11 protein-coding genes and 3 pseudogenes are annotated in these 24335 nt (G+C 59.2%); 1 reads left to right on the top strand and 13 read right to left on the bottom strand.

Features of this window, described 5'->3' with window-relative positions:
• Positions 1 to 110: 110 nt before the first annotated feature.
• Positions 111 to 1340 (bottom strand): CehA/McbA family metallohydrolase, encoded by a 1230-nt coding sequence (locus MUN86_RS25340; RefSeq protein WP_245126352.1) that lies wholly within the window; start codon positions 1338 to 1340, stop codon positions 111 to 113.
• Between the two features lie 511 nt (positions 1341 to 1851).
• On the opposite strand from MUN86_RS25340, the gene MUN86_RS25335 reads away from it, so the two are divergent.
• Positions 1852 to 2073, top strand: coding sequence for a hypothetical protein (locus MUN86_RS25335; RefSeq protein WP_245126350.1), 222 nt, complete (start codon positions 1852 to 1854; stop codon positions 2071 to 2073).
• 918 nt (positions 2074 to 2991) lie between these two features.
• Here MUN86_RS25335 and MUN86_RS25330 read toward each other — a convergent pair.
• From MUN86_RS25330 to MUN86_RS25275, 12 genes and pseudogenes are all read right to left on the bottom strand, one after another.
• Positions 2992 to 4922 (bottom strand): annotated as a pseudogene (locus tag MUN86_RS25330) (alpha/beta hydrolase-fold protein).
• A 195-nt stretch (positions 4923 to 5117) separates the two neighbouring features.
• A complete protein-coding gene (locus MUN86_RS25325; RefSeq protein ID WP_245126348.1) occupies positions 5118 to 7781 on the bottom strand; it encodes a glycoside hydrolase family 3 C-terminal domain-containing protein in 2664 nt (887 codons plus the stop codon).
• 136 nt (positions 7782 to 7917) lie between these two features.
• Entirely contained in the window at positions 7918 to 9261 is a 1344-nt protein-coding gene (locus tag MUN86_RS25320; RefSeq protein WP_245126346.1) for a family 43 glycosylhydrolase, read from the bottom strand.
• A 60-nt stretch (positions 9262 to 9321) separates the two neighbouring features.
• Positions 9322 to 10890 carry a glycoside hydrolase family 43 protein gene (locus MUN86_RS25315; protein ID WP_245126344.1) on the bottom strand — a complete coding sequence of 523 codons (1569 nt, stop codon included), beginning with the start codon at positions 10888 to 10890 and terminating at the stop codon, positions 9322 to 9324.
• 16 nt (positions 10891 to 10906) lie between these two features.
• A pseudogene (locus MUN86_RS25310) lies at positions 10907 to 12064 on the bottom strand (family 8 glycosyl hydrolase); the annotation flags it as partial.
• 248 nt (positions 12065 to 12312) lie between these two features.
• Positions 12313 to 13977, bottom strand: coding sequence for a glycoside hydrolase family 43 protein (locus tag MUN86_RS31980; protein ID WP_311182288.1), 1665 nt, complete (start codon positions 13975 to 13977; stop codon positions 12313 to 12315).
• A gap of 63 nt (positions 13978 to 14040) precedes the next feature.
• Positions 14041 to 16128 (bottom strand): alpha-glucuronidase, encoded by a 2088-nt coding sequence (locus MUN86_RS25300; protein ID WP_245126342.1) that lies wholly within the window; start codon positions 16126 to 16128, stop codon positions 14041 to 14043.
• 32 nt (positions 16129 to 16160) lie between these two features.
• A complete protein-coding gene (locus MUN86_RS25295; protein WP_245126340.1) occupies positions 16161 to 18809 on the bottom strand; it encodes a glycoside hydrolase family 31 protein in 2649 nt (882 codons plus the stop codon).
• Between the two features lie 20 nt (positions 18810 to 18829).
• Positions 18830 to 19795, bottom strand: coding sequence for a glycoside hydrolase family 43 protein (locus MUN86_RS25290; RefSeq protein ID WP_245126338.1), 966 nt, complete (start codon positions 19793 to 19795; stop codon positions 18830 to 18832).
• A gap of 48 nt (positions 19796 to 19843) precedes the next feature.
• Positions 19844 to 20185, bottom strand: coding sequence for a glycoside hydrolase family 95-like protein (locus tag MUN86_RS32510; RefSeq protein WP_375379516.1), 342 nt, complete (start codon positions 20183 to 20185; stop codon positions 19844 to 19846).
• A gap of 99 nt (positions 20186 to 20284) precedes the next feature.
• Positions 20285 to 22161: pseudogene (locus MUN86_RS25280) on the bottom strand (glycoside hydrolase family 95 protein); the annotation flags it as partial.
• 215 nt (positions 22162 to 22376) lie between these two features.
• Complete coding sequence (locus tag MUN86_RS25275) at positions 22377 to 24305, bottom strand: glycoside hydrolase family 97 protein (protein ID WP_245126332.1); 1929 nt, start codon at positions 24303 to 24305, stop codon at positions 22377 to 22379.
• Between the last annotated feature and the right edge of the window lie 30 nt (positions 24306 to 24335).

Raw genomic sequence — 24335 nt, 5'->3', positions numbered from 1 at the left:
AAGCTAAGGCAAGCAGGTAGCACAGAATCTGTCCGCTCGTTTTAACGTTCTTGATTCGCCCTGCTTACTTTTATGACTCTGGCTCAGTTGTTTCTGCAACTCAGATGTGCTCAAAAGTTTGGGTCGAAGTTGAAGTAGATCGGGTTGGACAGCCCTACCATCTTCCCGATCAGCGCCGACGACTCAGGAACCTGAGGGTAAGAAGTTGCGGGCCCCTCGACCACCACCCGGTAGTAAGTCCGGCCCGAACTTAAGGGGGTATCGGTGAACTCGGCGGTAGGGGTCGGGCCGCTCGCTTGGAAAGTGTTGAACGGACTGCCATTTTTCACCACCTGAATGGAATAGGCTTCATTGGCAATAGCATTTCCAGTTAACTTGATCCGGAACGTGACGGGCTTGCCCGTAGCCTTGGTGTTGTCGCCCATCATCAGATCCATAGTGCCATCCTGATTTAGATCGGCATAAAACTCGACGCGAGGGGCATACGGATTTGCACTGATAGATACCCTTCCGTTCGTTAAGGCATCGACCACGGCTTGCGAGGTCCGCGTAGTGGCGAACACCCAGGTGGTGGGGGTCCCCACGTAGTTAGCTTTTGCTTGGGCACTGTTTTTCGTGGTTTGCTCAGGGGTGTCCGGCACGCCATGGTGCGCATCGCTCCCGCCTCTACCGGTCAGCTTGCGGCCCGAGGAAAGCATATCATCCCAGATCATGATAGCATTGGCGTTGTTGGCCCAAAGCACGGAATTCCATACCTCCAGCGACTCCAGCAGGTCGTAAGAGTAGCCGAAGTGGTCTTTCCCACTCGGATGATTGGCCGAGAGGTGAATGCCAAGCTTGTTTTTCACGTCGCCAATTACCACGTCGCGCTGATCCCGCACCTCGAACAAGCGCTTATGATCATAGGGTTTGGCAGCGAAGGTGTTGCCGTGCCCGCGGGTTGTGGTCCATTCGGCGCCGTAGAGCAACAGCAAAGAGTCTGATTTGAACTCGGGATCAGCCCAGGTATGATGCGCCACATCGCCCTCGACATGGTTGTCATGGTCAGTTATGCAGAGGTAATCCATACCGACTCGGTTGGAAAAGGCAATGATCTTAGCAATAGGATTGTTAGTGGACTCCTTGCTGTGCCGGGAATGAACATGCAGATCCCCTTTGAGCCATACCCCTTGGCTAAGGCTGGCAACTGGCAGCGGGACGCCACCGGCGGTGGACACCCGCCGGTGGCGAGAACTCGAAGACTCTACCACCGAAGTACTGTGGCAACTCGTAGCACTCAGCAGCACACCAATACCGATAAAACCTAGTAGCTGGGGCAGGCTTTGGGAAAATTCAACCATGATAGTACAAAGCCTGGTAACGTTATAGAATAGTCGCCTTTTACCTTCGCCATGGATCACCTACCGTGGGTTCGGCAGGTCAGAAGCACCCCCGGTTCCTGCAAACGGCAAGCTGGACTCCGGGCGTGGTTGCGCTACTACCATGGCGGCATTTAGGTGGGTGTAAAATAGACGAGGAAAGAACTCTTTTACGAGTTCGTACCCTTCACATTACTTGCTTCAGAAGAGTACGCCGGGCAAAGCACGGGCTTGGCCGCTACGCTTGCAAGCCAACCCGAACGGCTTCACAAAAGCATAAACAAGCGGGTTGCTAACTATGGCATGGTATCACCGGGCCAGCTACCAAGGTGTCACAGAAAGATAACTTTCTGTTGACAAACTCAGCGGTAGCGGCCAGGTACTTTTGCGGTTCCTCTGCTCAAAAGTTCATTTAAAAAGCAGACTATTGCCCGCTATGCCTCTGGCAGAACCTTCCTGTTGTCTTGCACCGCCCCCCACCCAGCGGTTTTGCTTGCTCTCCCCCACCTTACAGGACGTGGTGCTGCACCAACTGCGGGGCACAGTATTTCCGGAAGGCTATTTCGCCCAGATCCCGCCTGCCGAGTGGCTGCACTTACTACGCTTGGTGGATCCGCTCTTGTACTTGCCCTCCGGACGGGCACAGGAAGTCGAGTTTGCTCAGGGCCGGCAACTACTGCTGTTGCTACTAAGCCAATACCTCGACGTCGATTAGCCCCAACGTGTACACCGCACCGGCCAGTGAACTACGAATTCCGCTGCAAAGCAGTGCTGTTTATTTGAGGCTAGAACTCGTTGCCACCGCTTAAGCTGCGACTGTTGTACCATAGCCCTCGAGCAAGCCCCGCTACCTAGTCCTTTGGGGTCTGCCTTGAGCTTTCTTATCTAGATCAAGTGCCCTTTGGTATTGAACTCAGTAGGTTTTGCTAGAACCGAAAGCAGCAACGCAGACGCCCAAACGGGACTAATGGCTAGTTGAGCAAGAAATAAATCGCAGCTACTAGCACCATGCCACTCATAAATAATGCAACTATCAGATTGTCACGTGAGTTAGCGGTAGGCGTTTCCATGGTTGAGTTGTTGGACGAAGAAGAGACTGGAGCGTGCATAACAAAAGGTTGACCGAAATTTGGGACCGCAAAGGTAACACCTTGTTGTTTTTCAGCTCATCAGTAGCAGCACTTTTCAATGTTAAGTTTTCACCGAACTAAGTCCTTGACCTACCAATTACGTAGGTAATGTACTAATAGCCATTGTGTTTACTTGCTTGAAACTGCGAGATTGGAAGTTGACGTTTACTAGGCGAAAGTCGCGTTTCTAGGGCCAACGCTTACAGTAGTAATATGTAGGAGCCATTAAAGAGAGAAATTATAACCTCCGTGAAAACGGCCTTAGCTACCTTGAAGTCCTACCGCTCCTATCCGCAGTTCGCCGATGATAGCGGCCACTGCCAACTCAGTTTGTGTGGGCAAGCTAGATAACTCATCCAGCAAAAAATAACCGCGTCAATCAGCAACAACATGCTGCTAATTGACGCGGTTATTTGCCTGGTTATGTGCACCCTTTCACTAGCCGGCAAACCCAAAGTCTAGCTCCCGTTGAATAAAAGAACTACTTGAAAAGTCCTAATTCTTTATTTGAACAAGCCCTGAGCGAACATATACAAATCGTGCCGCCACACCGGCCAGGTATGCCCGCCCGGGTATTCGCTGTACGAATACTTGATACCTAGTTCATCGAATTTGGCGCGCATTACCTTGTTGTTGGCATACGCAATGTCTTCCGGACCGCCCATCGATAGCCACAGCTGCTTTAGGTTCTGATTGACGGTGCTGACATTGGTTTTCATGTAGTTGTACTGCGGGTCGGACAACTTGGGATTGTTGGCAAACCAACCCGAACTGAATACCCCAAGGAAGCAAACATATCGGTGTTTTTGATGCCGGCGTAAAGCGTTTGCAGACCGCCCATCGACAAGCCTGCCAGAGCCCGATTGTTGGCGCCGGGCGCAACCCGAAAATTACTTTCCACGAACGGAATCACAGATTGTTTTAACTCTCTTTCAAAGGTTTGCAGCGTGTTTTCCGAGAAGCCGGCGAGCCCACCCGGCCCGCCCATATTGCCGTCCACCATCACAATCACCATGGGTTTAGCTTTCTTTTCGGCGATAAGGTTATCCAGAATCAAATCCGTTTTGCCTTGTTTTGCCCAGCCGCTTTCGTCTTCGCCGCCCCCGTGCAGCAAGTAAAGCACCGGATACTTTTCTGCGGTTTGGGTGTCGTAGCCGGCTGGGGTATAGACATAAAACTGACGCCAAGAATTGGTAACGCCCGAATAGTAGCGCTTAAGCCGTACGTCCCCGTGGGGCACATCTTTCAGGGCGTAAAAACCACCGTTTCGGGAGGGGATTTCAATGCCGCTAGCCATGCGTCCCATACCGTAGAAAGTGTCGCTGGCGGGGTCGGCAACTGGTAGACCATCGAGCACAAGGGAGTAGTAATGCAAGCCCTGGCTAATCGTGTCCGTCGTGACGGTCCAGAAACCGCTGGTGTCTTTGACCATGTCGTATTTTCGACCTAGATCTACTTGCACCTGCTTGGCGGCGGGGGCTTTCAAGCGGAAGACCACCCGGTTGTCAGGCAGAATCTGGGGGTATTTCGCGTTGCGCACATTCGTAGCGGCCTGCGCGCCTAGCACGGTGTAGGTGGGCAACGCCGCCGTATCAACCGGCTTGAACAGAAACTGCGAGAACATATACAGCCCGTTTTTCCAGACTTTAAAGTCGTGGCCCCCTGCTTCGAGGTAGTAGATGTGTGGCACGTTGTGCTCATACAAGTAGTCGTGGGTGCGCTGGCTGATGGGGAGCAGGCCGTCATTGTCGCCACAGGAAATCCAGAGCAACTTGAGTTGCTTGCGCGCTTTTGCGGGGTCTGGCACCAGCACTTCGGGTTTTTTGGTGTTGGGCGCCGAAGAAAACCCGCCTACCCAAGCGAACTTATCCAGGTTGCCTAAGCCAAAATCCAAGGACTGCCCACCGCCCATTGAAAGCCCGGCAATAGCCCGGTTCTCGCGGGTGGTCAGGGGTTTGTACTTTTTCTCAATGAACGGAATAAGGTCGCTGAGCAGGTCTTTTTCAAAGTTGGCAAAAGCCGCTACCTTTTCCGGGCTGTAGATATTGCCAACCGCACGGTCGTCTTTCATGGCCCGGCCATTGGGCATGACAACCAGCATCGGCTTCAGTTTTCCCTCCGCATACAGGTTGTCCAAAATCACCTGCGGCTTGCCGCCCTTCAGCCACTCTTTTTCGTCGCCCCCAATCCCGTGCAGCAAATAAAGCACGGGGTACTTCTTGTTTTTGGAGTAGCCCGGCGGCGTATACACCAGCGCTTTGCGCACGGTGCCCACGGTAGCAGAGGGGTAGCTGATGCTGTCGAGCTTGCCGGTCGCAATGCCCGCTCTGGGCTGGTCGAACCCGGCGGGCGCCTCCTTCACGGTTGGTTGGGCAAGCACACTATGGGCGGCCAACAATACGAGGCTCGCCAGCAGGGAAAACTGTTTTCTCATCAGTTGAAAGAGCATGTATTGCCTTTAGAGACAGTGATTTGTAATTGTTATTTAAAAAGAGCGGTCCTGCTGAACACGGCCTAAGCATTCCTAGCTCAGAAGTAATCAATGCCGTTGCAGCGAAGCGGCCCAGATGCTTCGACTGCGCTCAGCACGACCGCTCTTTTTGCTTTCTACACTTGCTGCACCGGCCAATTACTCTATCGTCTTGGTCGCTCCCGCTAATACCATCTCCGCTTGCTGCACGCGGCCGGTTTTCACGGCCGTGGCCAACGGCTGGCCGCCGCCCACGAATACCTGCACTTTTTCGGCTAGCTCCACGCGCCGGGCTTGCGCATCGAGCCGCGAAAGCTGCCGCGGCGTCAACGTGAACATGACCGTCTTTTTCTCGCCGGCTTGCAAGCTCATACGCCGGAAACCTTCTAGGGCGTGCCGGGCCACGCGGCCCGATGCGCCAGGATGGCGCACATAAAGCTGTACTACTTCGTCGCCGGCGCGCTGCCCGGTGTTCTGCACCTGCACGCTCACGCTAATGGGTTGCCCGGTAACGGGTTTGGACAGCACCTTCAAGTTGCTGTACTGGAAGGTGGTATAGCTCAGGCCGTGGCCGAAGGGAAACAATGGCTCGCCGGTGAAATAGCGGTAGGTACGGCCTTCCATACTGTAGTTGTCGAAGGCCGGCAACTGCGTTTCCGACTTGTAGAACGTGACCGGCAGGCGGCCGGCGGGGTTGTAGTCGCCAAACAGCACGTCGGCCAGGGCCGTGCCGGCCGACTGGCCACCGTACCAGGTGGTAAGCATTGCCGGCAGGTTAGCGGCTTCCCAAGGGGTAGCCAACGCGCTGCCCGACATCATGGTGAATATTACCGGCTTACCAGAGCCGTGCAGCACCTTCAGCAAGTCGGTTTGCACCTGGGGCAACGCAATGCTGGTTCGGTCCCCGCCGCTGAAGCCGGGCACCTTCACGTTCATTTCCTCGCCTTCCAGCTTGGGTGAGATGCCGCCCACAAACACGATGGCGTCGGCATCCTTCACCCGAGCTAGAATGTTGGTTGCGTTCATGGGTACCACTTTCGCGCCGGTGAATTTGAGGATGGTGCGGCGGTCGGTTTGCAGGTACTCCAGCCGCAGGTTCAGCTTCTGGCCGGCCGTCACGTTCAGGATGTGCTGCTTGGTGGAGAACCCACGGCCGGCCCAAGTATCAATCACCTGCTTGTCGTTGACGAACAGGCGGTAGCCGTCGTCGCCGGAAATTTCTAGGGCCAGTTCCTCGGTTGTTAGAGGCGTGAAGGTGGTTTGGTAGCGGGCCGAGAAATTTTCGGCGGGCAGGCCGGGCGCCACTTCCATTTTCACGTTGGCTAGGTAGCGGTCCAGCCCCGCTTCCTGGCGGGTAACCACGGGCTGGCCTTCCAGATTAGTGCCCTTGAAATACTCGGCCTGGAAGCCGGGCTTGCCATTGTACGCCAATTGCTTGTTGATGTCGAGCGGCTCGTACACCACGTTGCTGGCGTAGTCGACGCCTTGAATGTAGACCACCTCGGTGCCTGGGCCCACCTTGGCCCGGATGCCTTCAAGTGGGGTCACATTGTCGGTTGGAAAGCCGTTGTAGTTGCCGAGTTGCACGCTTTCGTTGTCGGCGTTGGGGCCGAGCACGGCGATTTTCTTCAGGTTTTTGCGCAGCGGCAGCGTGTTCTTGTCGTTTTTGAGCAGCACCACCGACTCACGGGCCATCTTCAGGGCGTGGGTTTGGTGGGGCTTGCTTTCCACCACGCTCATGGGAATCTGCGCGTATTTGACGCGTTCCACTGGGTCGAACATGCCGAGTTGGAAGCGGATTTTGTAGAGCCGCTTCACCGATACGTCGAGCTGTTGCTCGGTAATCAGCTTTTTCTGCACTGCTTCCAGCAGCGAGTTGTAGGTAGAGAGCTTGCCCGTCGCGCACTCAATATCGGTGCCGTGCAACACGGCGTTGGCCGCGGCCGTGGCCGCGTCGGGGTCGGTTTTGTGGTGCTGCCAGAAGTCGTTGATGCCGTCGCAATCTGAGGTGACGTAGCCTTTGAACTTCCACTTGTCGTAAAGAATTTCGTTCATCAGCTTGTCGCTGCCGCAGCAAGGCTGGCCGGCGTAGGCGTTGTAAGCGCACATCACGCTGGCCACCTTGGCGTCCACGACCAGGTCGCGGAAAGCGGGCAAGTAGGTGTCCCACAAATCGTAGTCGCTGATTTGGGCATTGAACTCGTGGCGCGACGATTCGGGGCCGCTGTGCACGGCGAAGTGCTTGGCGCAGGCCGTGATCTTGAGGTATTTTGGGTCGTCGCCCTGAAAGCCTTTCACCAGCGCGCTGCCTAGCTGCCCAGTCAGGTAGGGGTCCTCGCCGTAGGTTTCTTGCCCCCGGCCCCAGCGCGGGTCGCGGAAGATGTTAATGTTGGGCGTCCAGAAGGTAAGGCCCTGGTAGATGCCCCGCTCGCCGCGCCGCACGAACTCCTGGTGCACCGCCCGCGCCTCGTCGGAGGTGATGGTGGCCATTTGCAGCATGGCATCGGTGTTGAAGGTGGCGGCCATGCCAATGGCCTGCGGGAAAACCGTGGTTTTCAGGCTGGTACGGGCCACGCCGTGCAAGGCCTCGTTCCACCAGTTGTAAGCCGGGATGCCGAGCCGGTCGATGGCCGGGGAGGTGTTGAGCATCTGCGACACCTTTTCGGGCAGAGTCAGGCGGCCCACCAAGTCATTGACTCGCTGGTCGATGGGCAAGTCGGGGTTTTGAAACGGAAATTCAGCCACCGGGCCCGAGGTGGTGGCCGACGGCGATGCCCCGCTGGTGAGCAGCAGAATACCTAGTAAAGCAGTAGCAAGCTTCATAGAAATGGGAATTGGAAAGACGGAGGCAAGTAGCTTTTCACAATAGCTGCCTCCTGAAGGAAGGTATTTTTTGTGGCTTAAGCCCGCGCTAGGTAATAGCAGCGGTCAGCAATTCATGCTGAGGCCGCGGGCGGACTTACTCGAAGCGCACCCAGTCCACTTCGACGGGCGCTTGAGACTTTGGCGCTACAAACAACGCGTGCGTACCGGGCTTGAAAGCCATGATTGGAGCTTTCACCTCGTGCCAAGTGCCCTTCGGTACGGCTACTTCCGCAATCACTGGGCCCGTTGCATTATCCAACCGGATTTGTAAGGTGGCCCCGGCGGTGGATGCGCCCCGGAGCGAAACGGTTTTCAGCTTTTGTTGGCCAAATGCTACCCCGTTGTACTGCACCCAGCCGGAGTTGCCAGCAAAGACGGTTTTCCAGCCCTGGAACGTGTTGGCCGTGTCGAGGAACGCAATGGCCGCGCCCCGCTCGCTGAGGCGACTGTAGCGGTCCAGCTGGATTTTTTGCCGGGCATCAGTCAAACCGACGCCGCGCAGGGTGGGCTTCACTTTTTGAATCGAGCCATCAGCGGCGAACGACAAGCTGTCGATTCTAACCGAACGGTTCTTGTCGAACTTCGGCGACAAGTCGTTGTGGTGGTAAAACAGGTACCACTGGTTTTTGAATTGCAGAAACGAGTGGTGATTGGTCCAGCACCCGGTCGGCGACTCGTCCATAATCACGCCCTTCACGGTAAACGGCCCGAGCGGGCTGGTGCTGGTGGCGTATTCGAGGCGCTCGGTTTTGTTTTCGACGTGCGGATACGTGAGGTAGTAAATACCCTTGCGCTCAAATACATACGGGCCTTCCTTCAAGCCTTTGGTGGGTAGTTCGCCGAGGGTTTTGGGCTCGTCGGCTAGCTCCAGCATGTTGTCCTTGAGCTTGGCGCCATAGATGTTGCCCTGCGACCAGTAGAGGTAGGCTTGGCCGTCTTTGTCGATAAGCACGTTGGGGTCGATGCCGCGCACGCCCTTGATGGGCAGCGGCTGCGGCACAAACGGACCCGTCGGTTTGTCGGCCACGGCCACTCCAATGGTGAAGCCCTTGCTGACGGTCGTATCGCGGGGCGTGCTGGGGAAGTAAAAGTAGTACTTGCCGTTGCGGAAAATGCAGTCGGGCGCCCACATGCTGTAGCTGTCGGGCTTCACCCACGGCACTTTGTTTTGGGTGACAATGACGCCGTGGTCCATCCAGTCGGTGAGGTTGGCGGATGAGAAGACGTGGTAGTCTTCCATGACAAACCAGCCGGCCCGCCCGTGCCCTGGGGTAGCCCGGATGTCATGCGAAGGGTACACGTACACCCGGTCGCCGAATACGCGGGCCGTAGGGTCGGCGGTGAATTGATTGGTGATGAATGGGTTCTGGGCGTAGGCGGGCGAAAGGCCAAGCAGGGTCAGGGTCGCCAGCAGCCCGTAAAGTTTCAACGTACGCATCGGGTTTTGCGGTTAGGGAATAGGGAGTGCTCGTTCTGGTGAAGTGTTCCACCAAAGCGGCTACTTGCTCAGCTTGTCGGTAATGCGGAAGTAATCGAAGTCGGCGTAGCCGCCCGCCGCTTGGGTGGCGTAGTTGAAGAGGCTAAAGCGGTAGCCCATGAAGTGCGGCAGCGTGTAGGCCATCTTGAGGGGCTTGCCCACGGGCTGCCATGTGCTGCCATCGAGGCTGTAGAAGAAGGTAGCAACGTCCTTGCGGTCCTGGAAATCACACTCGATTTTGAAGTACACCTTGTTTTGCGCCAGCGGCAAGCGCTGTAACTCTACTGGTTTTTCCGACTCGGCGCTGACCATCACAATAGCTTTTGCGCCCTGGCTAGCCTGCACGCCCACCAACCCATAGCGCTTCTGCAATACCCCGAGGCCGGCAAAATCACCCGCTTTCAGGTTCGACACGTCCAGGGCCGTAGTGCCGGCGCACATTGGGCCAATGGTGCGTTGGGTCAGCGTGTTGCGGGCCAGCAGAAACGACGTATCGACCCGCCCGGTGGTAAGGCGCAGGTAGCCCGGGCGCTGGCTCACCGACCAGAATTTGTTGTCAGGATTGTGGTTCCACTGCCACACCAAGGGCAGGGCTGGCTCGCCCGCCCGGCGGGTAAATTCGTCGGAGGCAACTAAACTCGGAATCAAGCTTTTGTTGGCGGGTAGTGGTAGCGTTTCAGGGACTTTGCCCACCGGGTTGCCTAGCACCGGCCAGCCACTTTCCCACTGCACTGGCACCAGGTATGGGATGCGGCCCACTGCGCCAAAATCACGGAACAAATACGAGTACCACTTGCCCTCGGGCGTATCAATTAGGCCACCCTGAGCTACGCCCAAGTCTTGCAAAGCCAACCGCCCCTCGTAGGGACCCGTTATTTTATCGGCCCGGTGCACGACCACCGTCCGCATCCCGCCGCGCGGCCACGTGATATTGAACAGGTAGTACTTGCCGTTGACCTTGAAAAGCTGCGAGCCCTCAGCCGGCAGGTTAATATTGGAGCCGGCCGGGGCGCTGGCATTCTCGATGATGGTTTGCGGCGTGGTTCCCGGCTTCAGCCCCGACACGTCGGCGGTGAGTTCGGCCAGTTGGATTTTGCCCGCGCCGTAGAGCATGTACACGCGGCCATCGTCGTCGAAAAACAAAGAATGGTCGTGCAGGCTCGGCCGGAAAGAAACTGCCTTCCAGGGGCCTTTTTCGATGTTTTTGGTGGAATACACATGGGTTTTGCCCGTGGTTTGGGCAAACGTGCTGACGTAGTACGTGCCCTGGTGGTAGCGCAAACTGCTAGCCCACGAGCCGCGCCCGTAAGTGCTCTGGCCCTTGGCTAGCGTCATGGCGTCCACGTTAGCCAGGGTATCGTAGGCGTAGCTAACCAGCTTCCAGTTCACCAGGTCCGTTGATTTCATGATAGGCACCCCGGGGCTCATGTGCATGGTGGTGCTGCTCATGTAGTAAGTGTTCCCCACCCGAATCATGGATAGATCCGGCACATCGGCATGCACAATGGGGTTGCGGGCCTGGGCCCAAGCCGCTGGCCGCAGTCCCAAAACACCTAGCCCGGCCAACAGTAGCAATAAGTAGTTCTTCATAGGTTAGCCTTGCTAATTAGTGCGTTTGGGGCTTTATCACCTGGTAGTTGCCGCTCAGGTGCATGAGGCTGAATAGGTACAGCAGGCCGTCGTAGTACGGGTCGAAGTAGCCGTCGTCGTAGGGTGCTAGCTTGGCATTCCAGAGGGCGTGCACGAAATCCAGCTGCGGTGGGGCCGGGCGCATGAGCGACGCCGACGCCGACGTAGCCACCAAGCCCAAGGAGTGGCGCAACTTCTTCACCTTGCCGGCCGGCAGAATAAAATCGGGGCGCGAGCCGTCCACGTTGAATTGGTCTCCGAAGGTGTTGAGGCCTTTACTGCGCAGAAAGCCCTGGAAGCGCTGCGCGTATTGCTGCTGCCAAGCCCGGTCCTTGCCAAACCACACGTAATCCATGGCAATGTTCATGGGCACGCGCCAGGAGTCGTAGCGAAAGGCGGCGGGCGCCCACCGGGTCGAGTGGGGCTTACCGCTAAACTCGGTGTAGTCATAATTGAGCCCGGTAGGAGCGGCGCAGGCACGGTGCAAAAACACGCGCGCCGTATCGGCGCAGTCCCGGTAAAACTGCTCGTGCCCGTCCTTGGCATATTCGGCCCACACCTCCAGAAAAGCCGGCACGTGATACGAGGGGTCGGTCCAATTATACATGTCCCCGACCGGCACGAAGCTTATCTGCTTGTGCTTGGTATTGAAGAGGTTGTATACGTCGCCAGTGCCATTTTTTTTCCACGAGGCATCCAGGATGCGGCGGGCTTCCTTATAGTAGTTGATGCCGGTCGTGTTGCCCCAGCGGTTCGACGCAAACAAGAGGCTGGTCACGAAGTACAGCTCGCCATCCGAAGCCGGCCCTTCCGAGTTGCGCTTCATGGTGGCCGTATTGATGCTCCACGCAAAATAGCCTTCCAACGGCCCACTTTGGTGCTGCAAATACTTCTTCGACCAGCGCCAGAGGCGGTCAAACACCTCCTTTTTGTTGAGCTGCACCGCCACCATCATGCCGTAGGAAAGACCTTCGGTGCGGGCATCCTCGTTTTTCACGTCCGACACGTAGGCCATGGAGTCGCCCACCGCGAAGTACACCTTGTTCGGGCCCTCAAACACATCATGATATGCTTGCGCCACTTTCTTATTAATGTCGGCCTGACGGTAGCCTGCTTCGCGAAGCAGGTTGGGGTACTTATTTGTGTAAAAAGCCGCGGTGCTCGTCGCCTTCTTCGGCGGGCTAGGTTGCTGGCCGAAGCTAGGACCACCCCCACGGCGAGCAGGCCTGCCACTACCAACATGGCGCGTTTAACTTTTTGCAAGCAGGCTGGGCAGGGGTTCATAAAGCTGTTTTTCACTGGGTGGAGCTAGTGGCTGAAAGCTGGGAGGTGACCGGTTAAGTCTTATAGGTACAGCAATTTTTTGTAGTTGAAAGCCATGAATCAATTTGTCAAGGCCACGCCGTACACGGCCAGGGCAAAATCATAGCCGCGCTTGTTGTTCAGCTGGACAGGCTGCCGGTCTTGGTAAGCGCTACCGCCGCCGTAGGTGTCCTGACGGCTCACCCGCCAAAACAGCGGTGCCGACTTCGCCGCACCCTGGAGCTCCAGAGCGTAGCGGTGCCCGACCTTAAGCATCACCTGGTTAGCAGCGGCAAAGTCGAATTGCAGTATCCCGGCGGCTTGGGGCGTGTAGTTGAAATTTTGGCTATTGGTGGCACCGAGCAGATTAGTACCAACTGAATAAGCAGCCGCGTCGGCGGCGAGGCCATTGGCCGGCCCGAGGTCGTAGAGGGCCAAGGCAACGGGCTGCTTGGCATCGGTGCCGAAACCGTCACCCCCGAACAAGTCGAGGCGCGTTAGTCGGCAGTCGGCTTTAACCTCGAAGGTCTGGCCGAAGCTGGTAACGCCCTTGTTGTGATTGAAGCTGAGGTTGTCGAGGGCCAGGTTGGCCGGGTTGGGCATGGTGCTGAAAACGGGGGTGCCGGGCCACTGGCTGGGTCGGGGCTGGGTGTTTTGGGTTATAGTGACGCCGGGGCTGGCTGAAAGGGGCGTGGCCGCCGCTGGGGTGGCTGGCGGGTGCCGGGGCGGCGCGGGGTTATCGCCTTTGCGGGGCGGCGCGCTCAGGCCAGCCACCGTGTGGGTGATGGGCTGAATGGTACCGTCGGGATTGTAGTAGAGGTACTCGGCGCACACACTGCGCCGGCCCAAGGCGCCGCTTTCGCCGGTGGGTAGCGTAAGAGTAGCGTTGTGGTAAAACAGGTACCACTGCTTTTTGAACTCGATAATGCCGGGGTGAATGGTGTAGCTGTTTTTCGCCTGGTCGGTGAGGATGCCCTGGTAAGTCCAGGGGCCGGTTACGCTGGGAGCGGTGGCGTAGCAAAGCTTTTCCGACATGCCCTGGTGGGCAAAGGCCGCGTAGGTGAGGTAGTAGGTGCTGCCGCGCTTGTGCAGCCACGGCCCTTCGGTATAGTTGGGTACCTCGATGCGCTGGATGGGCCCGTCCAGCTCGGTCATGTTCGGCTTAAGCTTAGCCAGGTAGCAATTGGGATTGCCCCAGGCCAGCCAGGCCGTGCCATCATCGTCCACGAATACGGTGGGGTCGATGTCGTCCCAGCCGTTGGGGCCGGGCGTAGATTTATCGGAAACAAGGGCCGAGCCGCGGGCATCTACAAAGGGACCAGTGGGGCTATCAGACACAGCCACCCCGATGGCCTTGGCATTGGCTGGGGCCCCCTCCTGCACCGCCGCGTAGAAGTAAAACTTGCCGTTGCGAGCCACCACCTGCGAGGCCCAAGCATCCTTGGTGGCCCACTTGAAGTCGCGCACGTTCATTATTGGGCCGTGCGCGGTCCAGTTTTTCAGGTCGGAGGACGAATAGCACCGCCAGTCGTTCATGTTGAACATCTGACCCTCCTTGGCCTCGTCGTGGCCCACGTAGAGATACACCTTGTCTTTGTACACCAGCGGGGCCGGGTCGGCCGTAAATACGTCGCGCAGAAAAGGATTTTCGCCCAGCTTGGGGGCCGCCTGGCCATAGCTGCCCGGGGCAGAAGCGGCTAGCCTGAGCGCAACGAGCAGAGTGGCAGATAGAAAGGACTTACGCATAAAGGCAGGGAGAGGAAACAGCAACGTAGGCAGCTGGCGGGGCTGACCAAGTAAGCTAAGTGACTAGGGCTGACGGGGTTGCCGCGGCGGCCGGGGCGGTGTGTCGTTGGCAATAAGGGTTTCCAGCGTGTGCATAGGCGGTTCCACGGCGGCCGGAATGGGTTGGTGGCTGAACTGCTGAAAGTACAGCAAGCAGGCATCTTTCCACTCCACGGCGTTGCCGCTTTGGGTGCGCAGCTTGTTTTGCACCACCGCGAACCGCTCGGCGTCCACGTAGGGTTGGGCTTGGTCCCAGGTGCGCTGGAACTGGCGCACTTGCTGCACGCCGTGCTCGTAGTGCAGGGTTAGCTCGTCCCACAGCGTGCGGCCGCTTTTCATCTTGAAATCCCAGGGCAGGTGGTGAAACCACAGCAGGTACTCGTCGGGACAGGTGGCGGGGTTGTTGAACTGCGAAGCCAGGGGTTCGTGGTACTGGCTCACGGCGTCGCTGCCCGTCTTGGTACGGTCGAAGCCTACGCCGTTGGTAGCGGCCTGGTGGTAGTAAGGCGGGGTCCAGTCGGCGCGCATCTGGGGCGGTGCCCACCAAGGGCCGGGGCCGTAGTGGTTGTGCGTGGCCGACATGATGTGGTGCAAGCCCAGCGGCATCGAGTAGTCCACAATGGCCTCGCGGCTGGCTAGCATGAGCTGCGTTACGGGCGTCAGGAACTTGACGCTCCAGTCGGCCGCGGCAGTAGCCGACTGAGTGCCGCCGGCTGCGTTTTGGAAAGTCAACTTGAGCCACTCCTCGGCTATTTGGGCGCTTTTCATGTTGCTGTTCCAGGCTAGCCGCCCGAAAGCGTACCAGTTGGCCTGCGCGAAGTCGTGGCCGGTCCAGTTGGTATCCAGCCCCACGTTGGAGACGCCGGCCATAGCCGAGTGCGCCTGGCGGTACACGCTGCCATTAGTGCAGCGGGCCACCGTGCTGCCGGGGCCGGCCTGGTAAGTGTCACTTTGCAAACACTCTTCCCACATGGGCGCCAGATACGCCAGGTCAATGGCGTGCCCGAGATATTCCTGAGTTATCTGAAATTCCGGCATCACGGCCGTCTTTTTCAGCGCCCCAAACAGCGGGCTGAACGGCTCGCGCGGCTGAAAATCAACCGGCCCGTTTTTCACCTGAACGATGACGTTGTCGCGAAATTTGCCGTCCAGCGGTACAAACTCGTTGTAGGCCTGCTTGGCGCGGTCCTTGTCGTTGGGGCTGTACACGAAGGCCCGCCACATCACTAGGCCCCCGTAGGGCTTGACTGCGTCAGCCAGCATGTTGGCCCCGTCGGCGTGGGTGCGGCCGTAGTCCTGCGGGCCAGGCTGGCCTTCGCTGCTGGCTTTCACCAGAAAGCCGCCAAAATCCGGTACCTGCTGGTAAATCTCTTTCACCTTGCCGCGCCACCACTTACTAACGGCCGGGTCGAGCGGGTCCGCGGTTTTCAAGCCGCCTAGCAGCACCGGCGAAGAGAACTTCACGGAGAGATACGTCTTTACCCCATAGGGCCGCAGCACGTCGGCAATGGCTTTCACCCGGCCTAGGTACTCGGCCGAGAGTATCATGGGTGAGGCATTCACGTTGTTGAGCACGCTGCTGTTGATGCCGATGGACGCGTTAGCCCGGGCGTATTCCTGCCATAGTTTCTTGTCGCGGTTGGTCACCACCAGCGCGCTATCCTTGCGCCAGAAGATAGACTTGCCGGCGTACCCGCGCTCCACCGACCCGTCGGGGTTGTCCCAATGGTTGAGCAAACGAAGCTCGTACGAGGGATTGGAAACTCCATCAGCAACCGACTGGCCGGTTTGCTGACGCCGCAGCAGCTCGTACACTCCGTACAGGATGCCCCGCTCGGTGGCGGCCTGCACCCCCTGCGCACTCAGCTGAAACCCGTCGTAGCTGATGGCCTTATCCTTTTTGAGGGTAAGCGTGACGGTGGCCCCGGCGTTACCCTGCCAGCCCTGCTGCAACTCCTGCTTTGCTGTAGTAAGCAAGGCAGAGCTTTTGGTGGATGCTACCACCGTAACCGGCACCGCGGCGTGCGGGCGCAACCAGAGCTGGTGGCCGTCTTCGGCGCGCAGTTGGAAGGCGGCACTTACTAACAGGATGCTGAAGAAAATCTTTTTCATGTCGTTAATCTCAAGCCCAAAAGCAGCCAGTACTAGCGCTTAATCGTCAATCGTTTGCCAGTGTACACCACTTGTTTCTGGGGCGTACCAACCGCGGCGCCCAGCCCGTTGGCCTCACTGGGCCACACTAGATTGAATACCCGCCGCGACAATGCGCCGGGGTAAGTGCCCTGCCGTGGGCCAATGGTGAGCGTCTGGCGTTTCTCGTTCCAGGCGAAGCCGATAAGCGTGTGCTGGCCTTGCTCGTAGTGGTAACTATCACCTTCGTCCTCGTACAGAGCAAAGTGGCCGTCGGCCCCAGCGTACACCCTGATTTCCAAGGTGTCGGTCGACTTTTGCCCGGTGTATTGCAGGCGTTTGCCCAAGGGCACAATGGCGCCGGCTTTCACGAAAACGGGAGTGGTAGCCAGCGGCGCCGGGGTCACCACGGTTTGCCCGCCCGCGTGGCGCTGGCCGGTCCAGAAGTTGTACCACCCCGCCGCCTTTGGCAAGTACACCGGCCACTCCGTCACGCCCGGTTTAGTGACGGGCGCCACCAGAAAAGCGGGCCCAAACGTGTACTCGTAGGCTTGGTGCGTGGCCGCTGTATCACCCGCAAAATCCATCACCAACGGGCGCATCAGCGTCGAGCCGTTGTGGTGCACCTGCCAGGCTTCGGAGTAGAGGTAAGGCAGAAAGCGGTAACGCACATCGAGCAGCTGCCGGATGTTGGCTTCCACCACCGGCCCGTTTTTCCAGGGCTCAGTTTCAGTCTGGTAGCCGTGCACCCGGAAAACGGGTGTAAAGGCGCCCCACTGGTACCAGCGCATCAGCAACTCATTGTACTGCGGGTCGGTGTACTGCCCGGCGCCGGGCCGGAAGAAGCCGCCGATATCGGTGGTCCAGTACGGCTGGCCCGTGATGGTGAAGTGCAGGCCGGCCGGAATCTGGCGTTTAAACGAGTCCCAGGTGCCGCCAATGTCTCCCGACCAGTTGATGGTGCCGTAGCGCTGCTGCCCCAGAAAAGCTGAGCGCGTGAGGATGCACACGCGCTTGTCCTGGGTGGTGGCGCGCTGGCCTTCGTAGACGGCCTGGTTGACTAAGAGCGGATACGTGAGCCGGTAAAAATCGCCTGGCCCCACAAACAGCTTTTTGCCATGCAGGGCGTCGTTTTCCGGCTCGGTAGCATCCAGCCACCACGAGTCCACGCCGTAGCGGAACAGGTGCTGGTTCATAGCCGCCCAGTGGGCCGAGCGGGCGGCAGGGTTGGTGAGGTCCAGCCAGGGACTGTCGGGGATATAAAAGTTATTGGCCAGGTGGCTTTTGCCGATGGCCGATTCCTTGTTCAGGTTCTCCCACACTGAGATGTTGAAGCGGGCGTGCTGGGCATGCAGGTTCTGCATCAGGGCGGCCGGGTCGGGGTACTTGGCCTCGTCGAACTGCATGACGCCCCAGCCGTATTTGCCCCAGTACTGCCAATCCTGCACAATCACGTCCATCGGAATCTGGCGCCGCCGAAACTCCTGCACCGTCTCGGTCAGGTGCGCGCTGGAGGTGTACCGCTCCCGGCACTGCCAAAAGCCGTAGGCCCACTGCGGCAGCAGCGGCACCTGCCCCGACAGGTGGCGGTAGGTCTGGATGACGGCCTCAGCCTGCGGCCCATAGAACACCACGTAGTCCAGTAGCTGGGCGTTGGGCGAGCGAAAGGTAGTGAGACCGTCCACCCGCTTGTAAGTCACGCGCGGCGTGTTATTCGCCTTGCACACCACCCGAATGGCATGTGCACCCGCGGGCAGCGTCACTTTAGCACTGGCCGTGGGCGGCAGCCAGAAGTTGCTATGGTCGATATACGCTACTCCGTCAATAGCCACGTAGTGCCGGTTGCCCATGGCCCCCAAGTTGAGCATGAGGGAATACTCCCCCGCCGTAGGCAGCGTGAACGTACCGGTGTAGGTGGCCTGGTCCTGGGCTACTTTTTGGGTGCCGGTGGCGGTAGTGGCGTCCACGGCTTGGCCAGCTTGTGCCACGGCTAGTACCTGCTTTTCCAGCGCAATGGGCGTGTCAGCCGGGTTGAAGTCGGTCAGGCCGTATTGGTGCCAGAGCAGGCCATAGCCTTTGCTGGAATAGAGAAAAGGCAGCGCAATTTGGGTGTTCACCTGCGTGAGTTGCCGGGTTACGCCTTTCAGGTTGAAGTGCCCATCCTGAAACTGCCCCAGCCCCAGCAACAGCTCATCCGGCGCGGTAAGAAACTGTTGCTCGGCCACCACGTTGGCTTCGCCCAGCACGGGCGGGGCGGCCCGAAGGCGGGTGGTGGGCTGCTCTTGCAGAAACACGCGGCCCTCGCTGTCAGCGTAGCGCATAGTGCCGGTGGCCTTGTCGACCAGCACCTTCACTTGCTTGGTGGCCAGCTGCACCGCCGTATTCGTTTCCGTCACCTTGAACGCCGGCACCGCCGCCGAGTTCGTTAGTACCAGCTCGGGCAACGTTGGCCGAAGGTCCTGGGTGAACTGCACCCGAATGGCATTCTCCGCTAAAGGCCGCAGTACTAGTTGCCCATCGGCTAGGGCAATTGTCACCCGGTCAGCCGCCTTGGTATAGCGCTGAACGCCCTGCCCAAAGCTAGCCAAGGGCCAGCCCAAGGCCAGGAACACCGCTAGCAGCTTGCCTTTGCGCCCAACGTTATGCACGAAAGAGTTGGTCATACGGATTAACGGAAACTAGGCTACTTCACCGGGGCTACCCCTTTGGTGGTTTGCACAATAGGCTTGATGGTGCCATCCGGATTGTAGTACATGTCGTCCACGCAAATGGAGCGCCGGTAGCTGCCGCCGGTGGGCAGGGAGCCGTTGTGATAGAAGAAATAGCTTTTGCCCTTGTAGTCGATGATGCCGGGGTGGGTGGTAAAGCTGTTGGGCACGTTCTCTTGAATGATGCCCCGGTAGGTCCACGGCCCAGCGGCGCTGGGGGCCGTGCAGTATTCTATCATTTCTGGCTTGGTGCCGGCGCTGGCGTACACGAGGTAGTAGAGCTTTTTACGCTTGTAAAGCCAGGGGCCTTCGATGTAGTTTTTCGGCGTGAACGTGTTGATGGGGCCGGCCAGCTCGGTCATGTTGTCTTTGAGCTTCACCCACTTGCAGCTGCCGTTGCCCCAGTACATATACACTTGCTTGTCGTCGTCCACGAAAACCGTCGGGTCGATGTCGTCCCAGGCATGCGGCTTGTCTTTAGTCATCTCATTGACAATAAGCGCCTTGCCAATAGCGTCCTTGAACGGGCCGGTGGGCCGGTCCGACACGGCCACCCCGATAGCGGAGCCGCCCTGGCTGTTGTCGTCTTTCTTATGGAAGGTGGACACAAACCAATAAAACTTACCCTTGTGGTACACGCACTGCGCCGCGTAAGCGTCGCCGGTAGCCCAGGCGAAAGTCTTGGGCGAGAGGCGCGTACCGTAGTCTTTCCAGTGCACCATGTCGGTAGTGGAATAGATGCGCCAGTCGGGCATCTTGTAGTTGGTTTCCTGCACCGAAGCTGTATCGTGGCCGGTGTACAGAAACAGCGTATCGCGGTACACCAGCGGGGCCGGGTCGGCCGTGAATACGTCCTTGATAATGGGGTTTTGCGCCCGCAGTTCGGTGCCAGTTCCTAAAGCGGCCAGCGCTACGAGCAGGGCGAAAAAGCTGTTTTTCATGTGGTTGATCTTGGGAGACAGAGAAGCAAGCGTGGGAAAGCGCAGAAATTATTGGGCCTTCAATTCATAGGCCTGGCCGGCTTGGGTCGGGAAGTCATACACCACCGACGGCGCCAGCGCGGGCTGCTTAGCCGTCGTTTGGGCGGATACCAGCGGAGGTTTTACCACTGAGGTTTCATAAAACGGGTTACTATTGTCGCCCTGGGCCGGGCGCAGCTTGAGGCGGCCGGCGGCCACCACGGGGCTGTGCACTCGCACCCGGCAGTTTCCCCCGAGCCGCGAGCTGATGCGCACGCGCGTGATTTTGCCTTGGTTCCAGGCTAGGTCTACCACGTAGCCGCCGCGGGCCACCAGCCCGGTCACTGCGCCCGTGGGCCAGGCGGCGGGCAGGGCGGGCAGCAGGTCGATAACGCCGTCGTGGCTTTGTACCAGCAGTTCGGCCAGGCCCGCGGTACAGCCAAAGTTGCCGTCGATCTGGAACGGCGGGTGCGCATCGAGCAGGTTGGGGTAAGTGCCGCCGCCCTCGCCGGAGTTGCCGCCCGCGCCGGAGCGCAAATGCAGTTGCTCGGTGAGCAGCTGATAGGCGTGGTTGCCGTCCTGCATGCGGGCCCAGAAATTCACTTTCCAGCCCATCGACCAGCCCGTGGACACGTCGCCGCGCTGGGTGAGGGTGGTGCGAGCCGCCTCGAACAAAGCGGGCGTGCGGTACGGCGAAATCTGCCCGCTCGGGTACAGTCCGTACAGGTGCGAAATATGGCGGTGCTTGTCCTGAGGGTCGTCCACGTCCTGCACCCATTCCTGCACCTGCCCGTGCTGCCCAATCTGCATGGGGGCAGTTGTTCACGCAGGGTGCGCAGCGTATCGACAAACGGCCGGTCGAGCCCGAGCCGCTCGGCGGCCCGAATGGTTTTCGAGAACAGGTCGAACACCAGCTGGTTGTCCATGGTGGTGCCCGCCACGATGGCAATGCGCTTGCCGTTGAGCGCGTACGTGTTTTCCGGCGACACCGACGGGACTACCACCAGCCACTGGTGGGTGGGCTCGGGCTGCAAGGCATCCACTAAATAGGTGGCGGCGCCCTTGAGCACGGGGTAGTACTGGCGCAGAAACTTCTCGTCGCCGGTGAACAGGTAATGGTCCCAGAGGTGCTGCGCGAGCCAGGCCCCGCCCATGGGCCAGAGGCCGTACTGCGGCGGATCGACCTGCCCCGTAATGCGCCAGATATCGGTGTTGTGGTGCAGCATCCAGCCCCGGGCCCCGTACATCTGGCGAGCACTCTGCTGGCCGGTTACGCTCAAGTCTTTGAGCATGGCAAACAGCGGCTCGTGCAGCTCGGTCAGGTTGGTGACTTCGGCCGGCCAGTAGTTCATTTCGGTGTTGATGTTCACCGTGTACTTGCTGTCCCAGGGGCCCTTGAGCTGGTCGTTCCAGATGCCTTGCAGATTGGCCGGCTGCCCGCCCGGCTGCGAGCAGCTAATAAGCAAATAGCGGCCGTACTGAAAATACAGCGCCGCCAGGGCCGGGTCCTGGCCGTTAGCAAAGTTTTCGAGGCGCTTATTGGTGGGCAGCTCGGCGGCAGGCGTAACGCCCAGGTTCAAACTCACGCGGTTGAAGTAGCGCTGGTAGGCGGCCGTGTGCGCCGCCCGGGCCGTTTCGTACTTCTTGCCGACGGCCGGGGTTAGGTAGGCCGTGGCCTTGGCCGCGGCGTTGCCGCTCACGTCGTGGTAGTTGACGAAGTTAGTGCCAATCGAGAAGTAGAGCGTGGCGCTGGTGGCGTTGTCGATGCGGATGCCCGCGTCGGTGGTTTGCACGGTGCCGCCGTCGGTTACAACTTGACCCCGCAGCTGAAAGCGAACCTGGCCGGGCTGGCCCTCGTGCTCACTGCCGCGGCCATCGAGTACCAGCTGATTGTTTTCCGCGTGCACGGTGTGCTCCATCAGGCTTTCGGCGCCCAGCTGGCAGCTAATCTTGCCGGGCTGGCTGGCCGTGAGGCGCACAATAATTACTTGGTCAGGTAAAGAACTGAATACCTCGCGCCGGTAACGCACGTTCCCCACTTGGTAGCTAACCGAAGCCACGGCGCTGCTGATGTCCAGGTCGCGCTGGTAGTTGGTGGCCTGCTCGTGGCCGGGAAAACGCAGGTACACGTTGGCGGCCATTTGGTAGGGCATGCCGCTGTTGCCGGCGGGCTGCATTCGGGTTTGCGCCAAGGCTTGGGCTTCCACTAGCTGCCCGGTTAGCAGTTGCGTACGCAACTGTTGCACCACCGGCAGGGCGTCGGGCTTCACGTTGTTGTTGGGCCCGCCCGCCCAAATGGTTTCCTCGTTCAGTTGGAGCCGCTCCCGTTCCGGTGCGCCAAATACCATGGCCCCCAAGCGGCCGTTGCCAAGGGCAGCGCCTCGTTCCAGTTGGCCGCGGGCCGGTCGTACCACAGCCGCAGGGGCGTTGAAGCAGGTTTCTTTGCGCCGTAGGTGGCCACGGTGCTCGTCCAGCAAACCAGTAGGAATAAAGCTTTAGCCAGACAGTAACGCATGTGGAAGGTGGGCGAGTGAAGGATTGTTTAGCAGTGAGAGTGAGAACCCTAGGGCTGCACCACAAAGCCGCCGCGGGCTGGCAGCGTCACGCTTAGCGTAGTGCCGCTCACTGCGCGGGTGCTGAAGCTGCGGTTGGTGTCGCCGTCGGTGATGAGGGTACCCTGTTTCAAGCCTAGCTTTCCTAGGTCGAGTTGCATGGTTTTGGGGGCATCGGTGGCGTTGATGCCGGCCACGTACCACTTGCCGTCGAGTGCTTGGCGGGCCAATACTGCGTACTCGCCAGGGAAGCCATCGAGCAGCTTCACATCAGCCCAACGCGGCGGCAGCTTCTTCACGAAGTCCTGCACGTAAGCGGGCTGCGCGGCCATGCCCTCGGGCACCTCGGCGTAGTGCTGAATACCCGACTGAAACACCACCGACAAGGCCAGCTCGAAGGCGTTGCTGGTGCGGCGCTGCTTGCCGTTGATTTCCGAAAACGCCATGGGCGTGAAGTCCATCGGCCCCACCGCGTTGCGGGTGAAGACCAGCGTGGCACAGTGGGTGGCTTCCTGGTCGGTGTTGCGCTGGTCGAAGGTCAGGAACTCGAAGCCCTTCACGGCCTCCATGGTCATCAGGTTTGGGTATGTGCGGTTCCAGCCGCGCGGGATGGTGGCGCCGTGGAAGTTTACCAGCAACCCGGCTTGGGCGGCATCGGTCAGCAAATCCTGGTAGTAGTTCATAAACGACTGCCCGTCGCCCCCGAAAAAGTCGATTTTCACGCCCGCCACGCCCATCTGCTTGATGCGGGCAAATTCCTTGCGCCGGCTTTCGGCGTCAAACAGCAACTTGGTGGGCGTTTGGGGCGCTTCGTTCCAGCTGCCGTTGGAGTTATACCACACCAGCAATGCCACGTTTTTCGAGCGGGCGTACTGCGCCAGCTCGGCAGTTTTCTCGTAGCCGATTTGCTTGTCCCACAGCGCATCCACCAAGCAGTAGCGCCAGCCCATGGAGGCCGAGTAGTCGATAAACCGGCGCTGCACGTCGTACGTTGTGTTCTTGTCGCCGAGTAACACCCACGACCACGACGACTTACCGGGCGCCTCGGGTAGCGCGGGCGTTTTAGCGGGCGCGCTCAGGTCGGTGGTCAGGGTTGATTCCACGATGGGCGCCAGCGAATTACCCACCACGATAACGCGCCAAGGTGAGCGCCAAGGCAGGCGGCTTTCGGGTAGCAGCGCAGCGTCGGGAGTGGTTTTTTCCGGGGCCTGCGGAAAGGCTACCGCGTACTCGGCATCGGGCGACTGGTGCGCCAAGTGGGTGCCGCAGTAGGTGCGGTCCATGCCCGCCTCGGTGAGCAGCACCCAGCGCCCACCGGTTTCAAACAAAGCCGGATACGACCAGCCTTGCCCGAGCGTGGACGGCGTGCCAGCCGCAATGCCGCGCTGGTAGTTCTCTTCGTAGGAGGGCTGAGTATTGGCAAAGCCGGTCTGGGCTACGGCGTGCGGGTGCAGCCAGCCCTTGGCCCCCGCCGGCAAGTGAAACGTGGTAGCTTCCGTTGTAATGCGCTGCACGTCGGCGCTTTTGCCTTCGATAAGGTACTGAAACGCCACCCCGTCGTTGGACACCTGAAACACCACGCTCAGCGTGGGCGCCCCCGCCTTGCTCGCGAAGTGCAACACCCGGCGGTTGGCCCGGTAGCGGCAATCGGCGCGCTTGTCGGTGGCCAGCTGGTAGTTGTCGGTAACGGCTTCCACCTTGTCGGCTTTGGTGAGCTTGAGGCCCTGCGTAAGGTCAGCGCTAGCCAGTTGCAGACCCAGGCGCGAGGGGCGCAGCAGTTCAGCGGCGCGGTAACGCACGGCGTAGGTGGGTTGGCCCTGGGGGGTGACGTCCACGCTTACCTGCACTACCCCATCGGGGCTGCTGACGAGTACGGGGTTGGCGGCTTGGGCAGTGGCGGTTGCGAGCATAAACGCGCCAAAAAACAAAGACAAATGCATGGTAAGGAGAGAGTGGGAATACCGCGGCAG

The organism is Hymenobacter volaticus, from assembly GCF_022921055.1.
GTDB classification, from domain to species: Bacteria; Bacteroidota; Bacteroidia; order Cytophagales; family Hymenobacteraceae; genus Hymenobacter; species Hymenobacter volaticus.
The sequence above is the reverse complement of the archived record's forward strand: the minus strand, read 5'-3'. Positions and strand labels throughout refer to the sequence as shown.

Bases quoted from the DNA above. Each gene is read 5' to 3' on its own strand.
- MUN86_RS25340 (WP_245126352.1), bottom strand. From the start codon at position 1,340: ATGGTTGAATTTTCCCAAAGCCTGCCCCAGCTACTAGGTTTTATCGGT.
- MUN86_RS25325 (WP_245126348.1), bottom strand. From the start codon at position 7,781: ATGAAGCTTGCTACTGCTTTACTAGGTATTCTGCTGCTCACCAGCGGG.
- MUN86_RS25320 (WP_245126346.1), bottom strand. From the start codon at position 9,261: ATGCGTACGTTGAAACTTTACGGGCTGCTGGCGACCCTGACCCTGCTT.
- MUN86_RS25315 (WP_245126344.1), bottom strand. From the start codon at position 10,890: ATGAAGAACTACTTATTGCTACTGTTGGCCGGGCTAGGTGTTTTGGGA.
- MUN86_RS31980 (WP_311182288.1), bottom strand. From the start codon at position 13,977: ATGCGTAAGTCCTTTCTATCTGCCACTCTGCTCGTTGCGCTCAGGCTA.
- MUN86_RS25300 (WP_245126342.1), bottom strand. From the start codon at position 16,128: ATGAAAAAGATTTTCTTCAGCATCCTGTTAGTAAGTGCCGCCTTCCAA.
- MUN86_RS25295 (WP_245126340.1), bottom strand. From the start codon at position 18,809: ATGACCAACTCTTTCGTGCATAACGTTGGGCGCAAAGGCAAGCTGCTA.
- MUN86_RS25290 (WP_245126338.1), bottom strand. From the start codon at position 19,795: ATGAAAAACAGCTTTTTCGCCCTGCTCGTAGCGCTGGCCGCTTTAGGA.
- MUN86_RS25275 (WP_245126332.1), bottom strand. From the start codon at position 24,305: ATGCATTTGTCTTTGTTTTTTGGCGCGTTTATGCTCGCAACCGCCACT.